Consider the following 13,687-nt stretch of genomic DNA (forward strand, 5'->3'; position numbering starts at 1 on the left):
AGTCACCAATTATTTCACGATAACTTGTTCATAAGCTTTATGTTGCCCCTGCCAAGGAGTTTTATTATAGCATTTCTTCATTCATTTGACGCGTTGCAAACCTTCTATTTTCCGATATAACCGATCCACATCCCAATCAACAAAATGACTAAAACAAACGTTGTAATCCATACATACAAATGATCCCGTTCTTTCACAAATGCATAAATAGAAACCACAACCCGTAAAACGGGGGTTAGGATCAATAGAAATAGCCCCAACATTAGAATTGCAAACGGCTTTAGTGCCACAATTCCACTCAAAATTGCCTTGACCGTGGTGGGATAAAAATTAGCCGCATAACCAGTTTTGCCAGTGAACACAACTAAGAGGACACCGACCAAAATAACGGCCGCAGAAATGAGTACGCCAATTCGGAGTACTTTGCCGATAATTAACTCAATCTCGTTCATTTCTTCCATTTTTTTTAATTCTTCAGCTGTTTCTGGTTGTTTATTTTGTGCCATTAGATTGTCACCCCAAATCCTTTAAGAAACATTTGTAGTCCAATATAAAAGAGGATGGGAATAAAAATCATCCGTAAAACGCGGGCCCGTAAATGTTTCATAATTCTCGACCCGATCAGTGCACCGACCAAAATGCCAATCGCAAGAGGCGCCGCAATTTCTGGTCTGATTGATCCATTAAAGAAATAAACAGTTGCACTAGCCGCTGCGGTAACTCCCATCATCAGGTTACTAGTGGCACTTGAAGGCTTAAGTGGCATCTTCATGATGGTATCCATTGCAATGACCTTGAAAGCCCCACTCCCGATTCCCAGTAGTCCACTCGCTAACCCCGCACCCAGCATCATAGTGAACCCACCTGGAACATTTGAAACCTGATAGTCGATTTTTTTATCAATCGCATTATCATAATAGCTACCGTTTAATTTCAATTTTGTTGACAAAGAATCAGCCTGAATGGCTTCCGTTTTTTCTTTGCCAGCCCTCATTTTTCGATACATATTCCAAGCTGAAAACAAAAGCAAAACACCAAATAAGACATACAGAACGGCTGATGGCAACACGCCGGTTAAAACTGCCCCTGCAATGGCACCAATTGTCGTCGCAATCTCTAAAAACATGGCCACACGTAAATTAAGCATGTCATCTTTTAGATACGCTACCGTTGCTCCAGAACTTGTTGCGATGACAGAAATGATGCTTGCTCCAATTGCATATTTAATATCAAGCCCTATCAAAAGTGTCAAAACAGGTGTCACAATCATGCCACCGCCAATTCCAAAAATTGCACCGAAAATGCCAGCTCCCAGTCCGACAATAATTAATAGTAAAATTGTATTTATCATGGATTTTTCCTCTCCCCTTGAGTTCTCCATAGCCTGTTACTAAATTCCATAATAAAAGAAATTGCGCAGGCAATCAATAAACCCTGAAGATTCAGTTAAGATTTACTGCCCCTTCAAGGTTAGCTGTTCGTAATTTAATTAGTGTAACATACTATGAAAAACGACTTAAAATCCAAAATAAAAATCCACCGACTGCAAAAATTAGCCACCAGTAACGCGCCAAAAAATCCCAACCGTTCAAATGATGTGGTGTTGTGTCAACTTTATACATTGTTTGCTCAGTTCCACGAATTAACTGATCCAAACTAATTTCAAAAACATTACTCAAATCAATTAGATTTTCGACGGTGGGATATTTTTCTCCCTGTTCCCACTGGTTTACGATTGTTTCACTTACTCCTAATCGTTCGCCCAAATCTGCTTGAGAGAGCTTCATTTCACGTCGATTATGATAAATTTCACTTTGCAGCTCCATCGTCATCACCCTTTCAACTTAATTATGATGACTATAAGATATTAAGTAAAGAAAGGTGATTACTAATTCTAATAAAAAAGCTTTACAAAAAGAACGCGTGTTCGTATAATGGTTTTTAAAAGGAGTTGCTTGTGTTATGAAACAGTTATCTGGAAAAATTTCATCGTCGATTAAGGTTCTCAATCTAACGCCCCTTGTGCGTTTCGAGTTAACTGATTTACAAAATCAAAAAATCAATTGTTTAGTCCACCAACATGCACTCAATTTTCCTGCCATGGCGCAACCCAACTCTCGGATTGCAATTTATGGACATTACAATAAACGCCACCAATTTGTCGTCCAAAAGTTTATGGTTCAAGCTTCAGAAAATAATGATTTTTTCTCACATTCAGCTTAACTTTAAAAGTGAACCACACTAGGTGTTGGCTGTTGAATACCACTTTCTAGGATTTCAATATCCAACAAAGTTTCTTCATCACTAACCAGTTTTTCTTTACCATTGATAATACTGTCATATAAGGAATCATAAATCCGTCCATAATCGCCCTGCAAAGATGGGATTTGTTTGGAAATCCAATCGCCATTTTGATTATGATATTTAACTTTACCGTATTTATCAGGGGTATCTAAGCCAAAATTTAAGTCTCCGGGCATAATTCCTAGTTTAAGATCATTTTCCTGCTGATCAATATCATACTTTACGTATGATCCAGCTGTTCCATGTAAAATAAATCGCGGATTTGGCATTGCCACTAACGGATCCGTTTTGACTGTGACCTTTAGCTTGCCATAATGCAAATCCATTTGATAATAATCATCAAGCGTACTCTTGGTATTCTGAATCGTGCAAATATCGTAGGCAACTGACTGGGGTTTCCCAAACAAGGCCAGCATTTGGTCCAGCATATGAATTCCTAGTCCATAAAATGTACCGTTAATTTTATCACCAGTGTGAACACTATTGTCAGGTCGATATTTGTCCAAGTGAGATTCAATCTCTAAAGGTTCACCTACATACCCTCTATCCAAAACTTCCTTTAAGGTGAGATAGTCGCTGTCAAAGCGCCGATTTTGATAAGGCATTGCAATTAGATGTTTTTGTTGGGCCAATTTTAAGAGCTGTTCCGTTTCATTAGCTGTTTTGCAGAATGGCTTTTCTACCAAAACATTTTTGCCATGGTTTAACACCTGTTTAGCAAAATCAAAATGTGTATCAGCTGGTGTACAAATGGTAATCAACTGAATTTCATCGTCATTTAAAACTTCATCCAAATCCGTGGTGAAGGTAATGCCCATTCCTTGATAATTTGCTTCTCGTTCAGGATGACGGCGATGATTATAAATATACTTTACTTCAATATTTTCACGCTGTTTCAGGTAAGGTAGATGGTAACGATTTGCACTTTTTCCAAAACCAATAATTGCCATTTTTAAAGTCATTTGAGTGATCCCCTTTTTATTTATTAACTTCATCATAAGCGAGGTAGAAATCGTTTTCAACTGACTTGATTCCATCTTTTCTATTTCACGTTTGTAGCGAAATAAAAAGCAACTAAATTAGCGAGTTAGTTCGCTAGTTTGGTTGCCAGTTGCCAAATCAACAATCACATTTATTTTCTAATCTTACCAAACCCATAATACGACAAAGCTCCAAATGGCGGTAAAACAAACACCAATGCGCTCCAGATTAATTTATTGCCGCGTTTGAATTCATGACTTTTTAAAATATCAACAAGCGCAAACAACTGAATTAAACCACCCAAAACAACAATTGGCCAATACTCTTTTTTAAATGCATGATCGTTCTTCATTAGCTTCACACTCCTCATTTTTATTGTTCCAATAAACACAGTATGAGCTATCTTGTAAGCGTTCGCAACTATTATTCTTATTTAACTAAAGGTTGAAAGTATCAAAATCATTATATCAGTGTGGTGATCGCAAAGAGTAGACTTAGTCTGGAAGCAAATGGGCTCAGTAGTGTCATTTATCTTAGCGGGTTTCGCTTAGATAAAGGCCGAGCTTGGAGACCTCCAAGTCGTGCCCACTATTCCGCCTAGTAATGATGATTTTCGTTCCGAAAATCTTTCTTGCTCCTGTCGATGTCGATTCTTGTGGCAAGCTCGGCCGCAAGAACTCGCACTACGTTCCAGCCCAAATTTGCGGGAAGACGGCATTTTATCTAATTTTGCTGCCATGAACGTTTTCGTATCAGGCAACAAGATAAGTTTTTGTAGTTTCAACCTTTAGTTATTTAAAATATCTGCTCTGAAAATCAGCAATTTTATGGTATTCCGGTTCCAAAATTTCACTAATTTGTGCCCATAATTTCATCAAATCTTGATAACATTCGGCATTTTGGGGATTCGCTTGCCATTTTTGCTGATCAGTTGATGCCAACTCATTTAAGGCTAGTTTGGGGACAATTTCCAAACTGTGAAGCCCCATAATGGCCGCACCTAAAGCTGAACCCGCCGATTTTTTTGAAACTGTCACTGTTTGATTAAAACAATCCGCTAAGATTTGTACCCAGAACGCAGATTGAGAAAATCCACCAGTTGCTTTCACATTGGCAATCGGACCTGCTACCCGTTCAATCATTTGCGTGACTTCACACAAATTTAAAACGATCCCTTCCAATACAGCCCGAATCATGTCTGCTGGGTGTGTTGGCGCGTCAGTCCAACGAAACTACCACGTGCATCCGCATTCCAAATTGGCGCCCGTTCACCACCTAAATAGGGCAAAAAAATTAAGCCATGGGCCCCAGGAACTGATTTTGCAGCTAACTTAATCAACTCAACGTAAGATGACTGCCTATCTTTTGTGAACCACTGCTCCTGTACCCACTGGAGAACAATCCCACCATTATTTACGGGACCACCCACAAGCCACTGATCTTTTCCAAGGACATAACAAAATAATTTTCCAGCCGGATCAAAAACCGGATGGTCAACGACTAATCGGACTGCGCCACTGGTTCCAATGCTAACTGCTAATTGACCAGAGTTAGTTGCACCAACCCCAAGGTTTGCGAGTGCCCCGTCACTACTGCCGATAATAAAGGGTACATCAGTATCAAGATTTAGCTGAGCAGCCATTGTTGCAGACATTCCAGAAAATTGGGTTTCTGTGCTCACCAATTTGGGCAATTGATTTGTAGTGATACCAGCAATTGCCAACGCCTGGGCATCCCAGGCCATCGTTTGAATATTAAACATTCCAGTAGCCGAAGCAAGTCCTTCATCTATCACGTAAGCTCCAAAAAGTTTAAAGAAAATATAGTCTTTAATACCAATAAACTTGGCAGTTTTGGCAAATAACTGCGGCCGTTCTTCACGAAACCACATAATTTTGGTCAGTGGGGTCATGGGATGGTTTGGCGTTCCCGTTTTAAAATACAAGGCTTGAGCAAGACCATTTTCGCGAAGTTCAGCACTTTGTTTTTCAGAACGGTTATCAGCCCACGTGATGACTTGGGTTAAAGGTTTGTCTTGGCCATCGATCAAAATCAAGCTGTGCATGGCTGCTGAAAAGGACACTCCTAAAACTTTCCAGGACTTTTGTTTAGCTATTTGCATCACCTTTTTAATACCAGTGACAACCGCCGCAAAAATCTGTTCTGGATTTTCTTGTGCGTAACTTGGTTGGTCTTGATGAAGTGGGTAACCATTATTCTGATTGGCTAAAACGGTCCCTTTTAGATCAAACAAAACAACTTTTGTACTTGTTGTGCCAATATCGACACCGATTATTGCTTGCATGGTGTTCTCCTAATTATATTAATTGCAAATCCGATCAAAAGTGGTTAAACTAATTGCTAACATTCGTGCCTCATTTGCTTTATAATTTTAATTGTAATCGAAATAGAAATTTATAACAGAAAAATCGTTGTAAATATTGAGAAAGGATCATAAAAAATATGAAAATTGGTATCATTGGCGCAACCGGTAAGTCCGGCTCAAAAATCGTGACTGAAGCACTGAATCGTGGTCATCAGGTCACGGCACTTGTTCGTAACAAAGATAAGGCAACAAAATTATTTGGTGGCACAGTAACCATTATTGCAAAAGATGCTTTTGACATCACTAAACAAGATTTAACTAATTTAGACGTTGTCATTGATGCCTTTTCCGTTCCATTAGGTAAACATCTTGCTTATCAACATATTGATCTGGCAGTCCATTTAGTGCATTTATTACGAGAAACGGAAACGCCACGCCTTGTTTTTATTCTTGGAGCAGGTAGTTTACAAACTGACGATGGTCTCTTACTGGATCAACTTAAAAAGATTCCTGACTCACAAGCTTGGATTGATACACCGGAATCACAAACTCATGAGTTAGATTTCTTAAGAACTGTGACAAACGTCAATTGGGTTGGTGTTTCTCCAGCGGCCAGTTTTCTCGATGGCCCTAAGACAGACTATGCTTTAGGAAAAGATCATGTTCTTTACGATGCCAATCAAAAATCTGAAGTTTCAACCGGAACAATGGCCGTTGCTATTTTAGACGAATTAGAAAACCCTAGTGTTCATCAAGCGCGCTTCACGATCCGCAACAAGTAGGCTTCTACATTAAACAACTTAAAGGAGAATTTTAATGCAACCAAAATCTGTTTATCTCGCCGGCCCATTCTTTAGTGATGGTCAAAACAATCGGGTAAAGACCGTTAAAAATCTTTTAAACAAGAACCAAACCATCAATTCTGACGTAATTTTTCTTCCAGGAAAAGATGAATATACGGACGCTGCCGCCGGGTCATTTGAATGGCAAATTGCCACTTTTAATGCGGATATTCGTCAAATTGATCAAGCCGATGTTGTTGTGGCGATCCTTGATTACGACCTTGAAAATGGCCAGCATGAAGCCGATGCCGGAACCATTTGGGAATGTGGTTACGCCTATGCCCAGCACAAACCCGTTTTCTTAGTTCGTTTTGATAAACAAACAGAAAATTCAATCAATTTAATGCTGGCAGGTAGTTATACAGCCATGTTCAATGGTGAAAAAGATATTGCCAACTTAGCTACTTATGATTTTTACAATTTGAAAAATAAATACGTCCATCTAGACGTCATTTAAAAACAGTTTCTTTTAAACCCATAAAAAAGAATCCCAGCAACGACAGGGATTCTTTTTGTTTCTCAATTTTTTAAAAAATCAGTCATTAATTGCAAAGCTTGTGGTCGCGCGGCTCCCTTGAATTGATGTGAGCCACCAACAACAATATGCAATTCACTATTTTCGTACACTTCTTGATAACGTTCTGATGCTTTTTTATCCACCACAGTATCCGCATCTCCATGAATTAAACAAACTGGACCCTTATACTGTTTGGCAACTTCATAAATAGGCATTGTCTGTGCCGTTCGCAGATAAAAGCCACCCACTATCTGTCCCTTTTGGGTTGGTAAAGCATCTGGAATATGATTCGGTTGGTACGTGACACCCTGCAGGTCACCTTTAAGCGCATCGTCCTTTAATGTCGCTGCAGGAGCCAACAGAACCAGCTTTGAAATATACTCCGGATAATTACCAGCAAGCATACTCGCCACAACACCGCCTTGAGAGTGTCCAATCAAAAAAATGTTTCCAATATGGGGTAATTTCCTGGTAAACGTTAAAATTGCGTTGCCATCCGAAATTTCATTTAAAATCGTCATATCTTGAAAACGGCCGTCACTTTTGCCATGCCCATTAAAATCAAAACGGATTGTGGCAATCCCATCTTCATGTAATCTTTGTACTACTTGTGCTAACAGATCTGTCTTTCGATAACCTAAATCACCAGTAAAGCCATGCATCAGAATTGCAATATCATACTTATCTGTGCCTGGTGTTTCCAATAAGCCGCGTAAGATTAAACCATCTCGTTTAATTTCAACGTCCATAAAAAGACTTTCCTTCTATAATAAAATCAAACCTTTATTCAAGGTCATCTTAGCAGGATTGGCAATTTTTTTCAGCTTATTACCCTCGAAATGAACAGTTTATTTACTATATAATTCCTGGACCTTTTTTTGAATGTCGACATGCTCCATAAACTCGTCATAGCTAGTCTCAGAACGATCAACAACACCTTTGTCCGATACTTCAATGATGTGATCTGCAATTGTTTGAATAAACTGCCGGTCATGAGAAGTTAAAATCAATGAACCGCCAAAATTAATCAAGCCATCATTTAATGACGTAATAGATTCCAAGTCTAAATGATTCGTGGGATCATCCAATAATAAAACATTGGCCTTACTCAACATCATTTTAGAAAGCATGCAACGCACCTTTTCACCACCAGATAATTTGGTAACTGGCTTATTAACGTCCTCACCGGAAAATAACATTTTCCCTAAGAAGCCCCGTAAGAAAGTATTGTCACTTTCCTCTTTAGGTGCAAACTGGCGCAACCACTCTAGGATATCTAAGTTTTCATTTGAGAAGTAACTATTAATATCTCTTGGGATATAACTTCGAGTGGTCGTTTGTCCCCAAGTAACCGTTCCTTCATCTGGCTCCAGTTCACCCGCAACAATTTGCAGTAAAGTGGTGGTTGCCAAATCATTTTGACTCAATAAAGCTGCTTTTTCACCTGGTTTGACAGTGAAGGTGATGTTATCCAGAATCTTCACACCATCAATTGATTTGGAAAGCTTATCAACGCGCAATAAATCATTTCCCAATTCACGTTCTGGTGTGAAACTAATGAATGGATATTTTCGAGTTGATGGTTGAATGTCATCCAAAGTGATTTTTTCAAGCTGTTTCTTTCGAGAAGTTGCTTGTTTAGACTTCGAGGCATTCGCGCTGAAACGAGCCACGAATTCTTGCAGTTCTTTCATCTTTTCTTCTTTTTTGGCATTTGCATTTTCTTTAAGTTTGGCAGCTAATTGACTGGATTCCATCCAAAAATCATAATTACCTACGTAAAGCTGAATTTTACCGAAATCTACGTCACACATCATGGTACAAACGGCATTTAGAAAATGGCGGTCATGAGATACCACGATAACTGTGTTCCGGAAATCACCCAAAAAATCTTCCAACCATGAAATTGATTGGGCATCAAGTCCATTGGTTGGTTCATCTAAGACCAAAATATCAGGATCACCAAACAAAGCTTGTCCCAACAATACTTTAACTTTTTGGCTTTCAGTTAGTTCGCTCATTTTTTGAGCTTGCATTGTTTCATCAATACCGAGTTGTTGTAAAAGTTGTGCCGCGTCAGACTCTGCATTCCAGCCGTCCATTTCGGCAAACTCACCTTCGAGTTCGGCTGCTTTAATCCCATCAGCATCGGTAAAGTCCTCTTTGGCATACAAAGCATCCTTTTCCTTCATAATGGCATACAACTTTTTATGACCCATAATCACAGTATCCAAAACTTTTTCAGTTTCAAACGCATAATGATCCTGATTCAAACTTGACATCCGTTCATTAGGTGAAATTGAAATATGACCCTTTGTTGGTTGGAGTTTGCCTTCAAGTATTTTTAAGAAGGTTGATTTGCCGGCTCCATTGGCACCAATAATGCCGTAGCAATTTCCAGGCGTAAACTTTAAATTGACATCTTCATAGAGTTTGCGATCAGAAAATTGCATACTCATATCGGTAACTGTTATCATTTAATATCCTCACTATTCTTGATAAATCCCCTTAAATCGAGTTTCAGATCTAATCCACAATTCTTAAAATGTATCACAATTTACTAAGCAAACGCAAGCCATTCGGGCCAAATAACGCCTAAAATAAGATAACTTTTTAATAATAATCTCTTTATGTTATTTGAATTCGTTTTCTTTCCGCAATTGCTTTTTCATGCTATTCTTTAGGTAATTAAATTCGAAAGCAAGTGAGGTTACATCATGCAACGTTCAGAACACGACTGTATAAAACTAGTTCCGCTGTTTAAACACTTACCAGATGGCGATGTTGATAAAATCGAATCCATTATCATGCACAAACATTACGAGGCTGGCGAATCTCTATTTCTCGATGGGGACAAACTGAACACACTCATGATTGTCGCTAATGGCCAGGTCAAAGTTTCAAAAATTGCCGCCAATGGTCGTGAACAGCTTCTGTATTTGTTACAATCTGGTGATTTTGATGGTGAAGGGGCCCTTTTTCAAGAAATGACACGCAGTTCTTCGGGTGTTGCGTTGATCCCGACGCAAGTTTGTCAGATTAGCCGTAACAATTTTCAAAAGTTACTCAGCCAATCACCAAGTATCAGCATGAATCTGATTAACGAATTTGGTCAACGGATTTCATCCCTTGAAAAACGCACGACCGAAGCTTCGACAGAAAGTGTTGAAGCTCGTATTGGCAATTATCTGGTTGAAACCGGGGCAAGTTTGGAAAAAGATACCTTTAAGTTACCCATCAAAAAAAAGGATCTTGCGATTTATCTCGGCACCACGCCAGAAACCGTTAGTCGGAAACTAACAGAGTTCGAACGAAAGGGCTGGATTACACAAGGTCCTCAAAAACGGATTAAATTGATTGATAAGGATGCGCTGGTCTTGTTGGATTAAAGGTTACTATTCCTTTGTAGCCGAAATGTGTTAAAGAGAGCAACTTCCTCCGCTTAGCTACGATAGTCAAACGATTCCAAGTGCGAATCATTTAACTATCTAGGCTAATGCTCAGAAGCTACCGCTCTCTTGAACACTCTATTCTTCCTCCAGCCCATCGCCAGCATTATTGCCGACTAACGCCTGAAGCACACGAATCGCATGATTATCATCCCCACGCAATTTTTCCATATAATTACGCAATGCGGGACGCTCTTCTTTTTCCGCTAACTTAATGGCACGATCCACAAACAAATTTTGCGTCACATAATCCTGAACCGCCTCACTCACCATCTCATCAGCCGTAAAATACTTGTTCTTACCATTTTCACCAATCATCGAATACTCACTGTATTCCGCGGTTGTTGAAGATGGTTTTTCATTTTCATCTAAAAGTAGTTCCCCAACTTCATCATAGTGGGTTCGGTTTTCTCGAATCAAATGCTTCAACACATGTTGAATTGCTGGTGCGCTCAATCCCTTTACGTACCAAGTCACCTGATGTAATTTCGCATCAAGCACCGTGAAATTGGAAACAATATGATTCACCATTGCCCCTGCTGTGGGCACATGATGATCGATTTCGGATTGTTTCTGTTCTGCTGCAAATAATTCTTCTGGAGTTTTTGACATTTTTGGTTCCCCCTAATTTCTTAATATGCTTATATTCTATCGAGTAACTGCTGACGTTAAATTGATTAGGATCAAGTTTTAAAAAATTTCTAGTTCTTAACTACTTATTCTTTCGACCCGTTTTTCTTATGCTGTAATCATGGTAGCGATTACAACAACTGTAATCATATTTAGCATAGGAGGAATTTTTTTATGAAATTAGGTGCGATTGAAGCTGGCGGAACCAAATTTGTATGTGCTGTTAGCGATGAAAATATTACTATTGAAGATCGGACACAATTTCCAACCACAACCCCTGAAGAAACAATGGCGCAGGTGTTTACATATTTTGAGCAACATCCCGTGGACGCAATTGGAATCGGTTCGTTTGGCCCTGTTTCTTTAAATGAAGAAGCCGATAATTATGGTTTTATTACCAATACGCCCAAACTAGCTTGGAAAAACTATGACTTTTTAGGTGCCATGAAGGCTCATTTTGATATTCCATTTTATTTCACTACAGACGTCAACGTGGCGGCTTACGGTGAATACAAGGCTGGCGCAGGTCGGGGCAAACAAAACATTTTGTACTGGACTGTCGGAACCGGCGTGGGTGCCAGTTATCTGCAAAATGGTGGATTTCTACAAGGCTACAGCCACCCTGAAATGGGTCACATCTTGTTGAGACACGATCCTCGTGATCATGGTTTTGAAGGCGTTTGTCCTTATCATGGTGATTGTTTTGAAGGTTTAGCTGCCGGACCATCCATTGAAAAACGGTTTGGTAAAAAAGGAAATGAAATTGATCCAAGTGACGAATTCTGGGAAATTGAAGCTAACTATATTGCACAAGCTTGCGTCAATGCCACTTTGATCTTACGCCCAGATATCATTATCTTTGGCGGCGGAGTTATGAAACAAAGCCAGCTCTTCCCTCAAATTCAAAAAGAATTTGTCAAACAACTAGCAGACTATGTAGATTTCCCTGAAATTTCAAATTACATTGTCCATGTTGAATTGGGCGATGACGCCGGAATTACTGGTGCATTGATGTTGGCTAAAAAGGCCACTGAATAAAATTAAAACCAAGTTTAGTTGGATAGCGAGTCATCCTTAACGGACTTTCCGTAATTGATGGCCGCTATTTTTAGTTGGTCAAAAACCACTCTGCTTCCCCTCTCTGCGTAAGTAAGCTAAAATACACTTAACAAAACAAAATTAGGAGTGATTAATTTGGCAAAATACGAAACATTATTACCTCGATTTTTAAAATATGTAAAAGTAAACACACGCTCTAACCCAGATTCAAAAACAGTTCCCACTGATCCTAAGGAAGTAGCCTTCTTAAAAACACTTGCTCAAGAGCTTACCAATCTTGGTTTACAAGACGTGCATACCCAAGCACAAAGTGGCTATGTCGTAGCTACTTTACCTGCTAATGATGGTGGCAATACTCCTGTATTTGGTTACATTGCCCACATTGATACCGCCGACTTCAACGCAGAAAACATTGATCCTCAAATTCATGAGAATTACGATGGTGAATCTGATATTCAATTAAGTAAAGATGGCAAATGGGTGCTTAAAACTTCTGCATTCCCTGCGTTACACAATTACAAGGGTCAAACCTTAATCACAACAGATGGCACAACTTTGCTTGGTTCTGACGATAAATCTGGTGCAGCTGAAATCATGACAGCAATGGAATATTACATTAACCATCCTGAAGTAAAACACGGTGAAATTCGCGTCGGCTTTGCCCCTGATGAAGAGACAGGAACCGGTGCTGATCATTTTGATGCAAAAGACTTTAACACCAAATATGCTTACACTGTTGATGGCGGTCCGCTGGGTGAATTGGAATATGAAACATTCAATGCTGCACAGACAACTGTCGAAATTCAAGGTAATGAAGTGCATACGGCAACGGCCAAAGGTGTCATGGTTAATGCCCTTCAAGTGGGAATTGATTATCATAACCTCGTTCCAGCTGGTGATCGTCCTGAATTAACTGATGGCCGTCAAGGATTTTTCCACTTATTTAAGATGGAAGGCACTCCTGATCATGCTAAACTAGTTTATATTATTCGAGATCATGACCGCAAAGTATTTGAACAACGGAAACAAGAACTACAAAACATTGCAGATAAACTAAACGCAGACTTTGGTGAAGAACGCGTAACTGTTGAAACCCATGACCAGTATTACAACATGCGCGAAATTCTCGAAAAAGATATGACACCCGTTGAAATCGCAAAAACTGCCATGGAAAATTTGGATATTACCCCTGTAATTTATCCCGTTCGTGGCGGTACAGATGGTTCAAAAATTTCATTTATGGGTATTCCTACACCCAACTTATTCGCAGGTGGCGAAAATATGCACAGTCGTTATGAATTTGTTTCGGCTCAAACCATGGAAAAAGCAGTTGATTTGATTTTAGAAATCAACAAGCTAAATAGTGAACAAAGTAACTAATTTTTCATATAGAAACTAAAAACGTTATTCGGTTACCTGTTTTAAAAACAGATGGTGAATAACGTTTTTTTTGATAACTTTTTTTCATTTACATCAATTGTGCTAGAAAAAAATTCATCAGTTCAACAAAATAAAGATCCGAAAAGGGATAGATTTTCCTTTCAGATCCTTATTTTGCATAAACAGGTTAGTTTTGTTT

14 protein-coding genes and 1 pseudogene are annotated in these 13,687 nt (G+C 39.1%); 6 read left to right on the plus strand and 9 right to left on the minus strand.

What is annotated here, in order from left to right:
* Positions 1 to 104: 104 nt before the first annotated feature.
* The 3 genes from AB3217_RS09435 to AB3217_RS09445 all read right to left on the minus strand — a co-directional run bounded on the left by AB3217_RS09435 (position 105) and on the right by AB3217_RS09445 (position 1,826).
* Complete coding sequence (locus tag AB3217_RS09435; protein ID WP_147206693.1) at positions 105 to 506, minus strand: DUF1634 domain-containing protein; 402 nt, start codon at positions 504 to 506, stop codon at positions 105 to 107.
* The gene (locus tag AB3217_RS09440; RefSeq protein ID WP_367366034.1) at positions 506 to 1,351 is read right to left on the minus strand and encodes a sulfite exporter TauE/SafE family protein; all 846 of its coding nucleotides are present in this window, start codon (positions 1,349 to 1,351) and stop codon (positions 506 to 508) included. The genes AB3217_RS09435 and AB3217_RS09440 overlap by 1 nt, the downstream gene beginning before the upstream one ends.
* 151 nt (positions 1,352 to 1,502) lie before the next feature.
* Complete coding sequence (locus tag AB3217_RS09445) at positions 1,503 to 1,826, minus strand: helix-turn-helix domain-containing protein (protein ID WP_057782762.1); 324 nt, start codon at positions 1,824 to 1,826, stop codon at positions 1,503 to 1,505.
* 136 nt (positions 1,827 to 1,962) lie between these two features.
* Here AB3217_RS09445 and AB3217_RS09450 point away from each other — a divergent pair, with 136 nt between their 5' ends.
* Entirely contained in the window at positions 1,963 to 2,223 is a 261-nt protein-coding gene (locus AB3217_RS09450) for a hypothetical protein (RefSeq protein ID WP_260274623.1), read from the plus strand.
* Between the two features lie 2 nt (positions 2,224 to 2,225).
* Here AB3217_RS09450 and AB3217_RS09455 read toward each other — a convergent pair whose 3' ends face one another.
* From AB3217_RS09455 to AB3217_RS09465, 3 genes and pseudogenes are all read right to left on the minus strand, one after another.
* Positions 2,226 to 3,266 carry an oxidoreductase gene (locus tag AB3217_RS09455; RefSeq protein ID WP_367366135.1) on the minus strand — a complete coding sequence of 347 codons (1,041 nt, stop codon included), beginning with the start codon at positions 3,264 to 3,266 and terminating at the stop codon, positions 2,226 to 2,228.
* 170 nt (positions 3,267 to 3,436) lie between these two features.
* Positions 3,437 to 3,637, minus strand: coding sequence for a PLDc N-terminal domain-containing protein (locus tag AB3217_RS09460; RefSeq protein ID WP_057782756.1), 201 nt, complete (start codon positions 3,635 to 3,637; stop codon positions 3,437 to 3,439).
* Positions 3,638 to 4,076: 439 nt separating this feature from the next.
* Positions 4,077 to 5,590, minus strand: a pseudogene (locus tag AB3217_RS09465) (gluconokinase).
* Between the two features lie 158 nt (positions 5,591 to 5,748).
* Between AB3217_RS09465 and AB3217_RS09470 the strand changes: the two are divergent.
* Positions 5,749 to 6,393 (plus strand): NAD(P)-dependent oxidoreductase, encoded by a 645-nt coding sequence (locus AB3217_RS09470; protein WP_057784741.1) that lies wholly within the window; start codon positions 5,749 to 5,751, stop codon positions 6,391 to 6,393.
* Between the two features lie 34 nt (positions 6,394 to 6,427).
* Positions 6,428 to 6,910, plus strand: coding sequence for a nucleoside 2-deoxyribosyltransferase (locus AB3217_RS09475; RefSeq protein ID WP_367366035.1), 483 nt, complete (start codon positions 6,428 to 6,430; stop codon positions 6,908 to 6,910).
* 62 nt (positions 6,911 to 6,972) lie between these two features.
* Here the strand turns inward: AB3217_RS09475 and AB3217_RS09480 are convergent, their stop codons facing one another.
* Entirely contained in the window at positions 6,973 to 7,719 is a 747-nt protein-coding gene (locus tag AB3217_RS09480; protein WP_260267940.1) for an alpha/beta hydrolase, read from the minus strand.
* A gap of 99 nt (positions 7,720 to 7,818) precedes the next feature.
* The gene (locus AB3217_RS09485) at positions 7,819 to 9,447 is read right to left on the minus strand and encodes an ABC-F family ATP-binding cassette domain-containing protein (RefSeq protein ID WP_260267941.1); all 1,629 of its coding nucleotides are present in this window, start codon (positions 9,445 to 9,447) and stop codon (positions 7,819 to 7,821) included.
* A 240-nt stretch (positions 9,448 to 9,687) separates the two neighbouring features.
* Here AB3217_RS09485 and AB3217_RS09490 point away from each other — a divergent pair, with 240 nt between their 5' ends.
* Positions 9,688 to 10,359, plus strand: coding sequence for a Crp/Fnr family transcriptional regulator (locus AB3217_RS09490; protein ID WP_260267942.1), 672 nt, complete (start codon positions 9,688 to 9,690; stop codon positions 10,357 to 10,359).
* A 138-nt stretch (positions 10,360 to 10,497) separates the two neighbouring features.
* On the opposite strand, the gene AB3217_RS09495 is transcribed toward AB3217_RS09490, so the two are convergent.
* Positions 10,498 to 11,031, minus strand: a complete 534-nt coding sequence (locus tag AB3217_RS09495; protein WP_057784736.1) for a ferritin-like domain-containing protein — start codon at positions 11,029 to 11,031, stop codon at positions 10,498 to 10,500.
* Between the two features lie 192 nt (positions 11,032 to 11,223).
* Here AB3217_RS09495 and AB3217_RS09500 point away from each other — a divergent pair, with 192 nt between their 5' ends.
* Both AB3217_RS09500 and pepT read left to right on the plus strand, forming a co-directional pair.
* Complete coding sequence (locus AB3217_RS09500) at positions 11,224 to 12,087, plus strand: ROK family protein (protein ID WP_260267943.1); 864 nt, start codon at positions 11,224 to 11,226, stop codon at positions 12,085 to 12,087.
* Between the two features lie 156 nt (positions 12,088 to 12,243).
* Positions 12,244 to 13,488, plus strand: a complete 1,245-nt coding sequence (pepT, locus tag AB3217_RS09505) for a peptidase T (RefSeq protein WP_068808346.1) — start codon at positions 12,244 to 12,246, stop codon at positions 13,486 to 13,488.
* Positions 13,489 to 13,687 lie beyond the last annotated feature (199 nt).

This window comes from Pediococcus parvulus (genome assembly GCF_964063155.1).
Classification (GTDB): domain Bacteria; phylum Bacillota; class Bacilli; order Lactobacillales; family Lactobacillaceae; genus Pediococcus; species Pediococcus parvulus.